Raw genomic sequence first — 14,923 nt, 5'->3', positions numbered from 1 at the left:
TGCGCCCCGACGCGGCCCCGCTGGCCGCGCGGGCCGCCGCTGCCCGCGCGGCCGTCGTCGCCGTGGACCTGCCCAGCGGCATCGAACCCGACACCGGCGAGGTACGCGGCCCGGCCGTCCGCGCCGACCTGACCGTCACCTTCGGCGCGCACAAGCCGGGCCTGCTCGTCGACCCGGCCCGCGAGTACGCCGGTTCCGTACGCCTCGTCGACATCGGGCTCGCCCTGCCCGCCGAGCCCGCTCTCGAAGCGCTGCAGCACACGGACGTGGCCGCGCTGCTGCCCCGCCCGGGCGCCGAGAGCGACAAGTACCGCCGGGGTGTCGTGGGTGTCGCCGCCGGGTCCGCCCGCTACCCCGGCGCGGCCGTCCTCGCCGTGTGGGGCGCGCTGCGCGGCGGCGCGGGGGCCGTACGGTACGCGGGCCCGGCCGGGGAGGCGGTGATCGCCCGCTTCCCCGAGACCCTCGTGTCGGACCAGGGGCCGAAGCGGGCCGGCCGGGTCCAGGCCTGGGTCGTGGGCCCGGGCGCCGGGGACGACGCGGGACCCGTGGCCGAGGTCCTCGCCACCGAGGTGCCCGTGCTCCTGGACGCGGACGGGCTGCGCCTCGCCGACCGGGACGCCGTACGCGCCCGAACCGCTCCCACGCTGATGACCCCGCACGCGGGCGAGGCCGCTGCGCTGCTCGGCAGGGCGCGCGAGGAGGTCGAGGGGGCGCGCCTGTCGGCGGTGCGCGAGCTGGCCCGCCGCTACCGCGCCACCGTCCTCCTCAAGGGCTCCACCACGCTGATCGCCGGGCCCGACGGCGGTCCGGTCCGCGTCAACCCGACCGGTACCCCGTGGCTGGCCACCGCGGGCAGCGGCGACGTCCTGTCGGGGCTCGCCGGCTCGCTGCTGGCCGCCGGGCTCACCGCCCCGGACGCCGCGGGCGTGGCCGCGTACCTGCACGGCCTCGCGGGCCGCTACGCCGCCGACGGCGCACCCGCGGGCGCCCACGACGTGGCGGAGGCGGTCCCGGCGGCCTGGCGCGACATCACCGGCACCAGGTCCTGACGCTCAGCGCCCCCGCTCGATCCGCTCCGCGGCCTCCCGCACCATCTCCAGGTACTCGATCTCCTCGCACCGTGGCTTGCTGCCCGTCCGGTACAGGGCGAGGCAGTCCTCGAGGTCCTCGAACAGGTCCTCGTCCGGCAGGTCCAGCGCCAGTTCGCTGTGCACGCGCCCCACCAGGTCGGGGTCGACGCGCCCGGCCCTTCTTCGCCGTACGGCATCGCGTATGCGCAGGGCCATGCTCATCCAAGCCTCCCGGACTTCCGGAAGACCGTGCGCTTCCGTTTCGCGTTTCGGTCCGGACCGTATCCCCACCTCCCCGGCGGGTCCACATCTCATCCACAGATCACACCGGACACAGGGCGCATCCGGGACACACCGGCCCGCCCCGTGATCGATCCCACCCCGCGACCGCGTTCGCACGCCCGTAACAATGGAGCGTGAACTCACCGGTCTCCTCGTTGCCGCGGAGCGCCCACCGGCCCAGGCCGGAGGCGACTCCCTACGTCGACCTCTCCCGTTCCGAGTGGAGCGCCCTGCGCGACAAGACGCCCCTCCCCCTCACCGCGGAGGAGGTGGAGAAACTGCGCGGCCTGGGCGACGTCATCGACCTCGACGAGGTACGCGACATCTACCTGCCGCTCTCCCGTCTGCTCAACCTCTACGTGGGCGCCGCCAACGGACTCCGGGGCGCCCTGAACACCTTCCTCGGCGAACGGGGTTCCCAGTCCGGCACCCCGTACGTCATAGGCGTCGCCGGTTCGGTCGCCGTCGGCAAGTCCACGGTCGCCCGTCTGCTACAGGCCCTGCTCGCCCGCTGGCCCGAACACCCGCGCGTCGAACTGGTCACCACGGACGGGTTCCTGCTGCCGATGAAGGAGCTCCGGGAGCGCGGCCTGATGGCGCGGAAGGGGTTCCCCGAGTCGTACGACCGCCGTGCGCTGACCCGTTTCGTCGCCGACATCAAGGCGGGCAAGCCGGAGGTGACGGCCCCCGTCTACTCCCACCTCATCTACGACATCGTCCCCGACCGCAGGCTCACGGTCCGCCGCCCCGACATCCTCATCGTCGAGGGCCTCAACGTCCTCCAGCCCGCCCTGCCCGGCAAGGACGGCCGCACCCGCGTGGGCCTCGCCGACTACTTCGACTTCAGTGTGTACGTCGACGCCCGCCCCGAGGACATCGAGCGCTGGTACCTCAACCGGTTCCGCAAGCTGCGCGAGACCGCCTTCCAGGACCCGTCGTCGTACTTCCGCAAGTACACCCAGGTCTCGGAGGAGGAGGCCCTGGAGTACGCCGCCACCACCTGGCGCACCATCAACAAGGTGAACCTGGTCGAGAACGTGGCCCCGACACGCGGCCGCGCCGGCCTCATCCTGCGCAAGGGCCCCGACCACAAGGTGCAGCGGCTCAGCCTGCGCAAACTCTGACTCGACGGCCTCTGCCCACGAACGCCCGCAGCAGACCCGGCCGGGTCACTTCCCGGCCGGGCCTGCGCGACGACGTACCTACGTACCGACGTACCGCCGGACTAGCCGAGCGCCGACTTCACCACGTCCGCCAGCCGCCCCGCCACCGACCGCGCCTGCTCCAGGTCCGCGGCCTCGACCATGACCCGCACGAGCGGCTCGGTGCCGGAGGGACGCAGCAGCACCCGTCCGGTGGCCCCGAGCTCCCGCTCGGCCTCGGCCACGGCGGCGGTCAGCTCCGCGGACGTGCGCACCCGCGACTTGTCGACGTCCCGCACGTTGACCAGCACCTGCGGCAGCCGCTCCATCACCGACGCGAGGTCCTTGAGGGTACGGCCCGACTCGGCGACCCGGGCCGCCAGCATCAGGCCGGTGAGCGTGCCGTCGCCGGTGGTGGCGTGGTCCAGGATGATCACGTGCCCGGACTGCTCGCCGCCGAGGGCGTAGCCGTGCTTCTTCATCTCCTCCAGCACGTACCGGTCCCCGACCCCGGTGGGGACGAACGCGATCCGCTCCCGCTCCATGGCCAGCTTGAAGCCCAGGTTGGACATGACGGTGGCGACGACGGTGTCCGAGCGCAGGGCGCCCCGCTCCCGCATCGCCAGCGCGAGCACGGCGAGGATCTGGTCCCCGTCGATCTCGGTGCCCTCGTGGTCCACGGCGAGGCAGCGGTCGGCGTCGCCGTCGTGCGCGATGCCGAGGTCCGCGCCGTGCTCGACCACGGCGGCGCGCAGCTTGTCCAGGTGGGTGGAGCCGCAGCCGTCGTTGATGTTGAGGCCGTCGGGCTCGGCGCCGATGGTCACGATCTCGGCGCCCGCCCGCTTGAAGGCCTCGGGCGAGACCCGGGCGGCCGCGCCGTGCGCCTCGTCGAGCACGACCTTCAGCCCGTCGAGGCGGTGCGGGAGCACCCCGGTCAGGTGCTCGACGTAACGGTCGAAGCCCTCGCCGTACGCCTTGACGCGCCCCACGCCCGCGCCCGTGGGCCGGTCCCAGGGGGCCCCGGTGCGGTGCTCCTCGTACACGGACTCGATCCGGTCCTCGAGCTCGTCGGCGAGCTTGTGGCCGCCGCGGGCGAAGAACTTGATGCCGTTGTCGGGCATGGCGTTGTGGCTGGCGGAGAGCATCACGCCGAGGTCCGCGCCGAGCTCGCCGGTGAGGTACGCGACCGCCGGGGTGGGCAGCACACCGACGGTGAGGACGTCCACGCCCGCACTGGCGAGGCCCGCCACCACGGCGGCCTCCAGGAACTCCCCGGACGCGCGCGGATCCCGTCCGACCACCGCCACCGGCTTGTGGCCCGCGAAGGTACCCGCCTCGGCGAGTACGTGCGCCGCCGCCACGGACAGTCCGAGGGCCATCTCGGCCGTCAGATCCGCGTTGGCGACACCGCGCACGCCGTCCGTGCCGAAGAGTCGTCCCACTGTGGTGTCCTCCGAACTTGCTTTGCGTTGTGCGGCCCATGCCGAGTGTCCAGGCGCCGCCCGGGCCACGTACATGCCCTGGGCCTGTTTCCAGCCTGTCCGACTCACTTCACCCGCTCGCGGTTGTGCCGTAAGCCGGTGTTTCCCTTGAATCAACCTGCGCATAAGCCTGGGGTAAGGGAACATCCCCCGGAAACACACCGCCCCGGCGGCACCGATGTGCCGCCGGGGCGATGGACACTGCGCGCGGCGCAGCGGGCGCGTTTAGCGCTTGCTGTACTGCGGAGCCTTGCGGGCCTTCTTGAGACCGGCCTTCTTGCGCTCGACCGCACGGTCGTCGCGGCGGAGGAAGCCGGCCTTCTTGAGGGCGCCACGGTTGTTGTCGACGTCGGCCTCGTTCAGGGCGCGGGCGACGCCCAGACGGAGGGCACCGGCCTGGCCGGAGACGCCGCCACCCGCGATGCGGGCGATGACGTCGTAGCGGCCCTCGAGCTCGAGCACCTTGAAGGGCTCGTTGACCTCCTGCTGGTGCACCTTGTTCGGGAAGTAGTCCTCGAGGGTGCGGCCGTTGATCTTCCACTTGCCGGTGCCCGGAACGATCCGGACGCGGGCGATGGCGTTCTTGCGGCGGCCCAGGCCGGCGGCCGGCTGCGGCTCGCCGAAGCGGGAGGCGAGGGACTCGGAGGTGTACTCGCCCTCGAGGGGCACCTCGGTCTCGGTGGTGTAGCTGTCGATGTCGACGGTCTCGTCGACCGGCTGCTCGGCGGTGGTCTCGGCCACGATTCTCCTCAGATCTCTTTCAGCTTTTGGGGGTGGCCGGACTTACTGCGCGACCTGGGTGATCTCGAACGGCACCGGCTGCTGGGCAGTGTGCGGGTGCTGGTCGCCCGAGTAGACCTTCAGCTTCGAGAGCATCTGACGGCCGAGGCTGTTCTTGGGAAGCATGCCCTTGACGGCCTTCTCCACGGCCTTCTCCGGGTTCTTCGCCAGCAGCTCGTCGTAGCGGACGGAGCGCAGACCACCCGGGTAACCCGAGTGGCGGTACGCCATCTTCTGGGTCCGCTTGTTGCCGGACAGGTGCACCTTGTCGGCGTTGATGACGATGACGAAGTCACCGGTGTCGACGTGCGGCGCGTAGATGGGCTTGTGCTTGCCACGCAGCAGGGAGGCGGCAGTGGTGGCCAGACGTCCCAGGACGATGTCCTGAGCGTCGATGACGTGCCACTGACGCGTCACATCGCCGGGCTTGGGGCTGTACGTACGCACGGTTCGTAGCCTTCGCTTCTTCAGTGAGGTTCCAGACAAAGGTCCCCCAAAGACGATCACGACAGCCCTGACCCCACAGCGGTGACGCATACCGTGTGCGGGTCGCTGGTCATCGGCCCGGCGGACCGGTGTAAGGGCCCCTCACGTGAGAATGAGCAAGCCAATACACACAACGAACAAGCAGAATAGCCGTGCCGCCCCGGACGGGTCAAAACGGCGCCCGCGCCACGGACCGGTCCCGGTCATCCGCCCCGCCCCGGCGAGCACGTCGGGCGACGCGATCCACACCGTCCGTAACGTCCTCAGAGGTCACGCCTTGTGGCCTTTGCGGCCCCCTACAGGTAACGGCAGGGGCTCAAGTGTCCTGCGCGACCGGACAACAGGCCCTGGCGCACGCTTAAAATCGGCACATGAGTTTTGGGCAAGGGGAGCCCCAGTGGGACCCCTGGAAACCGGGTTCCCAGCAGCAGCAGTGGTCCGCCCAGGGCGGCGCGACCCCTGACTGGGCGGCGCTCGCCGAGGCGTCCGAGTCCCGCAACAAGCGCCGCCGCCTGCTGATGATCGGCGGTGGCGCCCTCGCCACGCTCGCGGTGGGCGCCGCCGTCGCCGTGGCCGTGGTCAGCGCCAACGGCGACGCCGAGGCCTCCAACAGACCCACCGGCGGCCTGCCGGCCGGCACGGACGTCCCGAGCGCGAGCGACGGGGCCGAGCCGTCCTTCGCCCCGACCTCGGCCCCGCCCCCGCTGGACCCGAAGGACTTCGTCACCAGCGCCGACAAGGACACCGCGCCGATCAGCGCCGAGAGCCTCTTCCCGGGCACCCGGCTGACCATGGGCGACACGGTCTACCAGAAGGGCGCCACGGCATCCACGACCGAGTGCGCCTCGGTCGCCCAGGGCCCCATGGTCCAGGCGCTGACCGCCAACGACTGCACCCGCGTGATGCGTGTCACGTACAGCAAGGACGGCATCGCCGTCACGGTCGGGGTCGCCCTGTTCGACACCGAGGCACAGGCCACCAAGGCCCGGCAGGCCGCCGCGGCCGACCGGAACAGCGTCGTCACCTCACTGCCCGGCGAGGGCGTCCCCACGTTCTGCCGCACGACCATCTGCCGTACGACGACGAACTCGTACGGCCGCTACGCGTACTTCACCAACGCCGGCTTCACCGACGGCAGGAACGTGACGGAGAAGGACACCGAGGTCTTCACCGTCGGTGACGACCTGCAGGAGTTCGCCTTCCGGCAGATCCGCCGCCGGGGCGAGGCCCAGGCCTCGGCCGCGGCGAACGAGTAGGGACCGCACCGGCCGCGGCCCCTGGCCCCGGCCGCCCCCGCCGGTCCCTCAGCAGCACCACGCGCCCGTCGCCGCCCCCGGCAGGCTCCGCCGGTTCCGCGCCTCCTTGTTCCGCGCGGCCAGCAGCTCGTCGGCCGGGTAGCCGACCTCCTCCAGGGTCAGCCCGTGCGGCCGTACGACGTGCACGGCGGAGTCCCGCACCCCGGCGGCCAGCACCTTGCCCGGCCAGTCGGGCGGCCGGTGCCCGTCGCCGACGAACAGCAGCGCCCCGATGAGCGAGCGCACCATGTTGTGGCAGAAGGCGTCGGCGCGGACGGTCGCGGTGATGATCCCGTCCTCGCCGCGCACCAGGCTCAGCCGCTGCAGCGTACGGATCGTCGTCGCCCCCTCCCGCTTCTTGCAGTAGGCGGCGAAGTCGTGCTCCCCGAGCAGCTCCCGGGCCGCCTCGTTCATGGCGTCCACGTCGAGCGGCCAGTCGTGCCAGAGGACGTGGTGGCGCAGCAGCGGGTCGACGCCGCCGGGGTGGTCGGTCACCCGGTAGGCGTACCGGCGCCAGATCGCCGAGAACCGCGCGTCGAAGCCCGCGGGCGCCTCGGTGAGGGACCAGATCCGCACGTCCTTCGGCAGCCGCCCGGCGAGCCGCTTGAGCAGCTTCTCCCGGTGCCCCTCCCACAGCTCCCCGGGCAAGTCCACGTGGGCCACCTGCCCGCGCGCGTGCACGCCGGCGTCGGTCCGCCCGGCCACGGTCAGCTCGTACGTGGTGTCCCGGGTCCGCGTCACGGTCCGCAGGGCGTCCTCGATCTCCCCCTGGACGGTCCGCCGGCCGCCGGCCTGCTTGGCCCACCCGGAGAACTGGGTGCCGTCGTAGGAAAGGTCCATCCGTACCCGTACGAACCCGGGCTGTACTTCGTCGCTCACTCCTGGATCCTCTCAGGCCCGGGTTTCTCTCGAGAACGTGAAAGCGGGTCCGCCCCGAAGGACGGACCCGCTGTTCGACGTCAGGCAGCGCCTCAGGCGTCCTTGGCGTCCTTGGACTCCTCGGCCTCGGCCGGAGCCTCGTCCGCCTTGGTGTCCTCGGCGGCCTCGTCGGACTTGGCCTCGACGGCCTCGTCCTTCTTGAGGGTGTCTTCCTTGACGGCACGCTTGGTGGCCGCCTCGGCCTCACCGGTGGCCTCCTGGGCCACGGTCAGGGCCTCGACCAGCTCGATGACGGCCATGGGCGCGTTGTCGCCACGGCGGTTACCGATCTTGGTGATACGGGTGTAGCCACCCGGGCGGTTCTCGTAGCGCGGGCCGATCTCGGTGAAGAGCGTGTGGACGATGCTCTTGTCCGTGATGACCTGGAGCACCTGACGGCGGTTGTGAAGGTCGCCCTTCTTCGCCTTGGTGACCAGACGCTCGGCGTAGGGCCGCAGACGGCGGGCCTTCGCCTCGGTGGTCGTGATCTTGCCGTGCTCGAAGAGCGCCTTCGCGAGGTTCGCGAGGAGCAGCTTCTCGTGCGCGGCGCTGCCGCCCAGACGGGCACCCTTGGTGGGCTTCGGCATGGTGTCTCTCCTAGGTGTCTGCCCCGGCCGTATCAGGTACCGAGGTCAGTATCCGAGCAGGCGGTCGCCTGTCGGAGATCCGGGACGCGTCCCGGAGGGCCCGCGCCCCGTCAGGGGCGCGGGGAACTGCGCGACCAGCCACAGCGGGCCCGCAGTCAAGAACACTCCTCGCGGAGAGCTCAGTACTGCTCGGTCTCCACGAACCCGGCGTCCGCGTCGTCGTCCGCGCCGAAGGCGTCGGCGGCGGCGGTCGGGTCGAACCCGGGAGGCGAGTCCTTGAGCGCCAGGCCCATGCCCGCCAGCTTCGCCTTGACCTCGTCGATCGACTTCGCACCGAAGTTGCGGATGTCGAGCAGGTCGGCCTCGGAACGCGCCACGAGCTCACCCACGGAGTGGATGCCCTCACGCTTGAGGCAGTTGTAGGACCGAACGGTGAGCTCGAGCTCCTCGATCGGCAACGCCAGATCGGCGGCGAGCGCGGCGTCCGTCGGGGACGGACCCATGTCGATGCCCTCGGCGTCGATGTTCAGCTCGCGGGCGAGACCGAACAGCTCGACCAGCGTCTTGCCCGCGGAGGCCATGGCGTCACGCGGACGCATCGCCTGCTTGGTCTCGACGTCGACGATCAGCTTGTCGAAGTCGGTGCGCTGCTCGACACGCGTGGCCTCGACCTTGTACGTGACCTTGAGCACCGGCGAGTAGATGGAGTCGACCGGGATGCGGCCGATCTCCTGGCCCACCTGCTTGTTCTGCACGGCGGAGACGTAGCCGCGACCGCGCTCGACGGTCAGCTCCATCTCCAGCTTGCCCTTGCCGTTGAGCGTGGCGAGGACGAGGTCGGGGTTGTGCACCTCGACACCGGCCGGGGGCGCGATGTCGGCGGCGGTGACCAGACCCGGGCCCTGCTTGCGCAGGTACATCACGACCGGCTCGTCGTGCTCCGAGGAGACGACCAGCTGCTTGATGTTGAGGATCAGGTCGGTGACGTCCTCCTTGACACCCGGCACGGTGGTGAACTCGTGCAGGACGCCGTCGATGCGGATGGACGTGACCGCCGCACCCGGGATCGAGGAGAGGAGCGTACGGCGGAGGGAGTTGCCGAGGGTGTAACCGAAGCCCGGCTCCAGCGGCTCGATCACGAACCGGGAGCGGAACTCGTCGACGACCTCTTCGGTCAACGAGGGACGCTGAGCGATCAGCATGTGTGGATCAGTTCCTTCAGTCGTGGGCGCCCGCTATTTGACACCCGACCAAACCGCACCGGAAGGGTGCGGGTACTGCAAGGGTACGGGCGATACGGCCCCCGAGAAGGGGTCGTACCGCCCGAAAACCTCGAGACCTTACGGCCGTGCGTCAGACGCGGCGGCGCTTCGGCGGACGGCAGCCGTACTGCGGCATGTGGGGGACGACCCCCACACCCCCAGCCGGAGGCCGGTCCGTCCTCAGCAGTGCGTCAGACGCGGCGGCGCTTCGGCGGACGGCAGCCGTTGTGCGGGGTGGGGGTGACGTCCTGGATGGAGCCGACCTCGAGACCGGTCGCCTGCAGCGAACGGATGGCCGTCTCGCGGCCCGAGCCCGGACCCTTCACGAAGACGTCGACCTTGCGCATGCCGTGCTCCTGCGCGCGGCGGGCGGCCGACTCGGCGGCCATCTGCGCGGCGAAGGGGGTGGACTTGCGCGAGCCCTTGAAGCCGACGTGGCCGGCGGAGGCCCAGGAGATCACGTTGCCGGACGGGTCCGTGATCGAGACGATCGTGTTGTTGAACGTGCTCTTGATGTGCGCGTGGCCGTGAGCGACGTTCTTCTTTTCCTTGCGGCGCACCTTCTTGGCAGCGCCCTGACGACCCTTGGGGGGCATCTATTACTCCTACGGGAGGTGGTCGGTCCTACAGCGAAGACCGTGGACAGGTGTCCGCTGCGGACTACTTCTTGCCCGGCTTCTTCTTGCCGGCGATGGCGCGACGCGGGCCCTTGCGGGTACGGGCGTTCGTGCTGGTGCGCTGACCGCGGACGGGCAGGCCGCGGCGGTGACGCAGACCCTGGTAGGTGCCGATCTCGACCTTGCGGCGGATGTCGGCCTGGATCTCGCGACGGAGGTCACCCTCGGTCTTGATGTTGTTGTCCACGTACTCGCGGATCGCGACGAGCTGCTCCTCGGAGAGGTCGCGAACGCGGGTGTTCGGGTCGACGCCGGTCGCAGCCAGCGTCTCCTGGGAGAGGGTCCGGCCGATGCCGAACACGTAGGTGAGGGCGATCTCCACGCGCTTTTCGCGCGGGATGTCAACACCGGAAACGCGTGCCATTCAATGGCTCCAGTTGTTTTTCGGAGGTCTTCCGCAGTACCGACTCCCAGCCGCCGTACGAGGTACGAACTGGGTCCCCGGCCTCCGACCGGGGGTGTCGGACCGCACGGTGGCGGTCCGGGTCCTGCGTATGAACATATTCAGCTTGCGTCGCGCGAGTTCTGCGGATGCAGAGGGTGCGGTCGTGCGTCAGCCCTGGCGCTGCTTGTGGCGCGGGTTCTCGCAGATGACCATGACCCGGCCGTGACGGCGGATCACCCTGCACTTGTCGCAGATCTTCTTGACGCTCGGCTTGACCTTCATGGGGTGAGGTTCTCCGGGTCAGTTGCCGGCGGTCCCGCACGGGGCGGGACGTGGGCAAGATCTACTTGTAGCGGTAGACGATCCGGCCACGCGTCAGGTCGTACGGAGAGAGCTCCACCACGACCCGGTCGTCAGGGAGGATGCGGATGTAGTGCATACGCATCTTGCCGCTGATGTGTGCCAGGACCTGGTGGCCGTTCTGGAGCTCGACCTTGAACATGGCGTTCGGAAGAGACTCGACGACAGTGCCCTCGATCTCGATGGCACCTTGCTTCTTGGCCACGCTTCGCCCTTCGAATCGACTACCTTGATCGACCTTGCACGAGCGCATGAGGACATGCGGGTGCACAAGAGCCGACGAGTCAGTCTACGTCAGCGCTCCCAGAAACACGAATCGGGTAAGACTGCCCACTGCGCTAGATCATTAAGCGACCACCCGCGATCGGGCGACCGCTCTTCGCAGCAGTGTCCCTGGGCGCCCGCGCCTCAGGCCAACGGATCCGGCGCCGCCGTCACCCCGTACTCCGCCAGCTTCGCCTTCCCCCCGTCCGGCGCCGTCAGCACCAGCGGGCCCTCCTCCGTCAGCGCCACCGAGTGCTCCCAGTGCGAGGACCAGGTGCCGTCGGTCGTGACCACGGTCCAGTCGTCCTCGAGTACCTGGGTCTTCGGGGTGCCGAGGGAGACCATGGGCTCGATGGCCAGGCAGAAGCCGGGGACCAGCTTGGGGCCCTTGCCTCGGCGGCGCTCCACGTAGTTGAGCAGGTGCGGGTCCATGTGCATCTCGGTGCCGATGCCGTGGCCGCCGTAGTCCTGGACGATGCCGTACTTGCCGCCGCCCGGCTTGGGCTGGCGGCGGATGTACGTCTCGATCGCGCGGGAGATGTCGACGAGCCGGTTGCCCTGCTTCATCGCCGCGATGCCCGCCCACATCGACTCCTCGGTCACCCGGGAGAGCTCGATCAGCTCCGGGGCGTGGCCGGACCCCACGAAGGCCGTGTAGGCCGCGTCGCCGTGCCAGCCGTCGACGATCGCACCGCAGTCGATGGAGATGATGTCGCCGTCCTCCAGGACGGTCCTGTCGTCCGGGATGCCGTGCACCACGACCTCGTTCTTCGAGGTGCAGATCGTCGCCGGGAAGCCGCCGTACCCCAGGAAGTTCGACTTGGCGCCGTGCTCCTCGAGCACCTTGCGCGCCACCTGGTCGAGGTCCCTGGTGGTGGCGCCCGGAACCGCCGCCTCACGGGTGGCCGCGTGGATGGCGGCGACGACAAGCCCCGCCTCGCGCATCTTCGCGATCTGCTCCGGGGTCTTGATCTGCACCATGACGGCAACGGCCTTTCTGGACGGTCCCCTGGACGGTTCTGGACCGGGAAGTGTACGGACACCATCAACGATAAGGGCGCGGGCCCACGGCCACGGATCCGCCCACGCGTCGGCCGCGGCCCCCTGTCGGGGACCGCGGCCGGCACGGCACTGCTTACTTGTCGTCGACCCCGCGCTTCAGCGCTTCCATCGCCCGCTGGGTGATCTCGTCCACCTTGCCGAGCGCCGAGATCGTGACCACCAGGTCCTGGCCCTTGTAGTAGTCGATGATCGGCTCGGTCTGCGTGTGGTAGACGTCCAGCCGCTTGCGGACGGTGTCCTCGGCGTCGTCGTCGCGCTGGTACAGCTCACCGCCGCACTCGTCGCAGACGCCCTCCTGCCGCGGCGCCTTGTACGTCACGTGGTACACGTGTGCGGAGTCGTTGCGGCAGATGCGGCGGCCCGCGATCCGCTTGACGACCTCCTCGTCGGGGACCTCCAGGTCCAGCACGGCGTCCAGCTTCAGGCCCTCGGTCTTCAGCATCTCGTCCAGCGCCTCGGCCTGCGAGACGTTCCGCGGGAACCCGTCGAGCAGGAAGCCGTTCAGCGCGTCCTTCTGCTCCATCCGGTCCTTGGCCATCGCGATGGTGACCTCGTCCGGGACCAGGTTGCCCGCGTCCATGTAGGACTTCGCGAGCTTCCCGAGCTCCGTCTGCCGGCTGATGTTGGCGCGGAACAGGTCGCCCGTGGAGATGTGCGGGATCGACAGGTTCTTGGCAAGGAACGCGGCCTGAGTTCCCTTGCCGGCACCCGGCGGCCCGACGAGGACGATTCGCATCAGCGGAGGAACCCTTCGTAATTGCGCTGCTGGAGCTGGCTCTCGATCTGCTTCACCGTTTCCAGACCCACACCCACGATGATCAGGATGCTGGTTCCGCCGAACGGGAAGTTCTGGTTTGCCCCGAAACCAGCCAACGCCATTGTCGGCACGAGAGCGATCAGGCCCAGATACAGCGAGCCCGGCCAGGTGATCCGGTTGAGCACGTAGGAGAGGTACTCAGCGGTCGGTCGGCCAGCCCGGATGCCCGGGATGAAGCCACCATACTTCTTCATGTTGTCCGCGACTTCCTCGGGGTTGAACGAGATGGCCACGTAGAAGAACGCGAAGAAAACGATGAGGAAGAAGTAGATGGTGATGTGCACGGGCGCCGCGGTGTCCGCCAGATTTCTCTGGATCCAGGCGGCCCAGCCCGAGGTGGAGTTGGAGAACTGCACGATCAGGGCCGGAATGTAGAGCAGCGACGAGGCGAAGATGACGGGGATCACGCCCGCCTGGTTCACCTTGAGGGGGATGTACGTCGAGGTACCGCCGTAGGAGCGACGGCCGATCATGCGCTTCGCGTACTGCACCGGGATGCGGCGCTGGGCCTGCTCGACGAAGACCACGAGCGCGACCATGACCAGGCCGACCGCGATGACGGTGCCGAACTCGATCCAGCCACCCGCGAGGTCACCCTGCTTCTTGATGGCCCACAGGGAGGACGGGAAGGTGGCGGCGATCGAGATGAACATCAGGATGGACATGCCGTTGCCGATGCCGCGGTCGGTGATGAGCTCACCGAGCCACATGACGAGGGCCGTACCGGCGGTCATCGTGATGACCATCGTGATCGTCACGAAGATCGAGGGGTCGGGGACGATGGAGCCGGCGAGGGTGCAGCCGGAGAAGAGCGAGCCGCTGCGGGCGGTGGCCACGAGGCCGGTGCCCTGGAGGACCGCCAGCGCGACCGTCAGATAACGCGTGTACTGCGTGATCTTGGCCGTGCCGGACTGTCCCTCCTTCTTGAGGGCTTCCAGTCGGGGGATCACCACGGTCAGCAGCTGCAGAATGATGCTCGCCGTGATGTACGGCATGATGCCGAGCGCGAAGATCGTGATCTGGAGCAGCGCGCCACCGCTGAACATATTGACAAGACCGAACAGGCCTTGGTTGGCGTTTGCCTGGTCGATACAGAACTGGACGCTCTTGTAGTCGACGCCGGGGATCGGGACGTGTGTGCCGATCCGGTAGATCACGATAATGCCGAGCGTGAAGAGCAGCTTCTTGCGCAGGTCGGGCGTCTTGAACGCCCGGGCGAACGCGGTGAGCACGGTGCCTCCTGCGACCCCCGCGCTTCAGTGCGTCAAGGGTGACGGTCTGAGGTTCGACAATTAGGTAACGGCCAACTGCCGCGCCGGGTGCTCCGGGTGGAGCGCCCTGTGAAAGAGGGCAGTGCAGGCCACCTTACCGGCGGGACTGCCGCCCTAGGAACGACCAACCGGGGATACCCCATTTGTGGGGTATCCCCGGTCGGGATCGTTCAGGTCATCGAGACGTCCGATGGAGTCAGACGAGCTCGGTGACGGTACCGCCGGCGGCGGTGATCTTCTCCTTGGCCGAGCCGGAGACGGCGTCGACCGTCACCTGCAGCGCCACGGAGATCTCGCCCTGGCCGAGCACCTTGACGAGGCTGTTCTTCCGAACGGCACCCTTGGCGACCAGGTCCGCGACCGTGACCTCGCCACCCTCGGGGTAGAGGGCGGAGAGCTTGTCCAGGTTGACGACCTGGAACTCGGTCTTGAACGGGTTCTTGAAGCCCTTCAGCTTCGGGAGACGCATGTGGAGGGGCATCTGGCCACCCTCGAAGCGCTCCGGAACCTGGTAACGGGCCTTCGTGCCCTTGGTACCACGACCGGCCGTCTTACCCTTCGACGCCTCACCACGACCGACACGGGTCTTGGCGGTCTTGGCGCCCGGGGCGGGACGGAGGTTGTGGATCTTGAGCGGGTTCTGCTCCGCCATGATCAGTCGACCTCCTCGACCGTCACGAGGTGGCGGACGGTGTGCACCATGCCGCGGAACTCGGGGCGGTCCTCCTTGACGACCTGCGTGTTGATGCCCTTGAGACCAAGGGAGCGCAGGGTGTCACGGTGG

General features: G+C 69.3%; 19 protein-coding genes. 3 read left to right on the top strand and 16 right to left on the bottom strand.

Going from position 1 to position 14,923, the window contains the following annotated elements; all coding sequences use genetic code 11:
* The coding region (locus tag UW392_RS57115; protein WP_320783402.1) for an NAD(P)H-hydrate dehydratase at positions 1 to 1,049 on the top strand (1,049 nt) is incomplete at its 5' end.
* A 3-nt stretch (positions 1,050 to 1,052) separates the two neighbouring features.
* Here the strand turns inward: UW392_RS57115 and UW392_RS57110 are convergent.
* The gene (locus UW392_RS57110; protein WP_320783401.1) at positions 1,053 to 1,292 is read right to left on the bottom strand and encodes a hypothetical protein; all 240 of its coding nucleotides are present in this window, start codon (positions 1,290 to 1,292) and stop codon (positions 1,053 to 1,055) included.
* 194 nt (positions 1,293 to 1,486) lie between these two features.
* Here UW392_RS57110 and coaA point away from each other — a divergent pair, with 194 nt between their 5' ends.
* Positions 1,487 to 2,476, top strand: a complete 990-nt coding sequence (gene coaA / locus UW392_RS57105; protein ID WP_320783400.1) for a type I pantothenate kinase — start codon at positions 1,487 to 1,489, stop codon at positions 2,474 to 2,476.
* A gap of 101 nt (positions 2,477 to 2,577) precedes the next feature.
* Here coaA and glmM read toward each other — a convergent pair whose 3' ends face one another.
* The 3 genes from glmM to rplM all read right to left on the bottom strand — a co-directional run bounded on the left by glmM (position 2,578) and on the right by rplM (position 5,202).
* Complete coding sequence (gene glmM / locus UW392_RS57100; protein WP_320783399.1) at positions 2,578 to 3,936, bottom strand: phosphoglucosamine mutase; 1,359 nt, start codon at positions 3,934 to 3,936, stop codon at positions 2,578 to 2,580.
* A gap of 264 nt (positions 3,937 to 4,200) precedes the next feature.
* Positions 4,201 to 4,716 carry a 30S ribosomal protein S9 gene (gene rpsI / locus UW392_RS57095; RefSeq protein WP_320783398.1) on the bottom strand — a complete coding sequence of 172 codons (516 nt, stop codon included), beginning with the start codon at positions 4,714 to 4,716 and terminating at the stop codon, positions 4,201 to 4,203.
* Positions 4,717 to 4,758: 42 nt separating this feature from the next.
* A complete protein-coding gene (rplM, locus tag UW392_RS57090) occupies positions 4,759 to 5,202 on the bottom strand; it encodes a 50S ribosomal protein L13 (RefSeq protein ID WP_320783397.1) in 444 nt (147 codons plus the stop codon).
* Between the two features lie 410 nt (positions 5,203 to 5,612).
* Between rplM and UW392_RS57085 the strand changes: the two genes are divergently transcribed.
* Complete coding sequence (locus UW392_RS57085; RefSeq protein ID WP_320783396.1) at positions 5,613 to 6,497, top strand: hypothetical protein; 885 nt, start codon at positions 5,613 to 5,615, stop codon at positions 6,495 to 6,497.
* Positions 6,498 to 6,545: 48 nt separating this feature from the next.
* Here the strand turns inward: UW392_RS57085 and truA are convergent, their stop codons facing one another.
* The 12 genes from truA to rpmD form a co-directional block, all read right to left on the bottom strand.
* Positions 6,546 to 7,415, bottom strand: a complete 870-nt coding sequence (truA, locus tag UW392_RS57080) for a tRNA pseudouridine(38-40) synthase TruA (RefSeq protein ID WP_320783395.1) — start codon at positions 7,413 to 7,415, stop codon at positions 6,546 to 6,548.
* Positions 7,416 to 7,507: 92 nt separating this feature from the next.
* Entirely contained in the window at positions 7,508 to 8,041 is a 534-nt protein-coding gene (rplQ, locus tag UW392_RS57075) for a 50S ribosomal protein L17 (RefSeq protein WP_320783394.1), read from the bottom strand.
* Between the two features lie 179 nt (positions 8,042 to 8,220).
* The gene (locus UW392_RS57070; RefSeq protein ID WP_003966937.1) at positions 8,221 to 9,243 is read right to left on the bottom strand and encodes a DNA-directed RNA polymerase subunit alpha; all 1,023 of its coding nucleotides are present in this window, start codon (positions 9,241 to 9,243) and stop codon (positions 8,221 to 8,223) included.
* A 251-nt stretch (positions 9,244 to 9,494) separates the two neighbouring features.
* Entirely contained in the window at positions 9,495 to 9,899 is a 405-nt protein-coding gene (gene rpsK, locus UW392_RS57065; RefSeq protein ID WP_003956432.1) for a 30S ribosomal protein S11, read from the bottom strand.
* A 64-nt stretch (positions 9,900 to 9,963) separates the two neighbouring features.
* Complete coding sequence (rpsM, locus tag UW392_RS57060; protein WP_310764970.1) at positions 9,964 to 10,344, bottom strand: 30S ribosomal protein S13; 381 nt, start codon at positions 10,342 to 10,344, stop codon at positions 9,964 to 9,966.
* Between the two features lie 189 nt (positions 10,345 to 10,533).
* Positions 10,534 to 10,647: a 50S ribosomal protein L36 gene (gene rpmJ, locus UW392_RS57055; protein ID WP_003998809.1), complete on the bottom strand. Its 114-nt coding sequence runs from the start codon at positions 10,645 to 10,647 to the stop codon at positions 10,534 to 10,536.
* A 61-nt stretch (positions 10,648 to 10,708) separates the two neighbouring features.
* Positions 10,709 to 10,930 carry a translation initiation factor IF-1 gene (gene infA / locus UW392_RS57050; protein ID WP_003948620.1) on the bottom strand — a complete coding sequence of 74 codons (222 nt, stop codon included), beginning with the start codon at positions 10,928 to 10,930 and terminating at the stop codon, positions 10,709 to 10,711.
* Positions 10,931 to 11,133: 203 nt separating this feature from the next.
* A complete protein-coding gene (gene map / locus UW392_RS57045; RefSeq protein WP_320783393.1) occupies positions 11,134 to 11,970 on the bottom strand; it encodes a type I methionyl aminopeptidase in 837 nt (278 codons plus the stop codon).
* A gap of 154 nt (positions 11,971 to 12,124) precedes the next feature.
* Complete coding sequence (locus UW392_RS57040) at positions 12,125 to 12,787, bottom strand: adenylate kinase (RefSeq protein ID WP_320783392.1); 663 nt, start codon at positions 12,785 to 12,787, stop codon at positions 12,125 to 12,127.
* Entirely contained in the window at positions 12,787 to 14,100 is a 1,314-nt protein-coding gene (gene secY / locus UW392_RS57035) for a preprotein translocase subunit SecY (protein ID WP_320783391.1), read from the bottom strand. The genes UW392_RS57040 and secY overlap by 1 nt, the downstream gene beginning before the upstream one ends.
* Positions 14,101 to 14,335: 235 nt before the next feature.
* A complete protein-coding gene (gene rplO / locus UW392_RS57030; RefSeq protein WP_320783390.1) occupies positions 14,336 to 14,791 on the bottom strand; it encodes a 50S ribosomal protein L15 in 456 nt (151 codons plus the stop codon).
* Positions 14,792 to 14,793: 2 nt separating this feature from the next.
* Positions 14,794 to 14,923 (bottom strand): 50S ribosomal protein L30 (gene rpmD / locus UW392_RS57025; protein ID WP_320781605.1); only part of this gene is annotated, 130 nt, incomplete at its 5' end.

This window comes from Streptomyces sp. CRN 30, assembly GCF_034105845.1.
The sequence above is the reverse complement of the archived record's forward strand: the minus strand, read 5'-3'. Positions and strand labels throughout refer to the sequence as shown.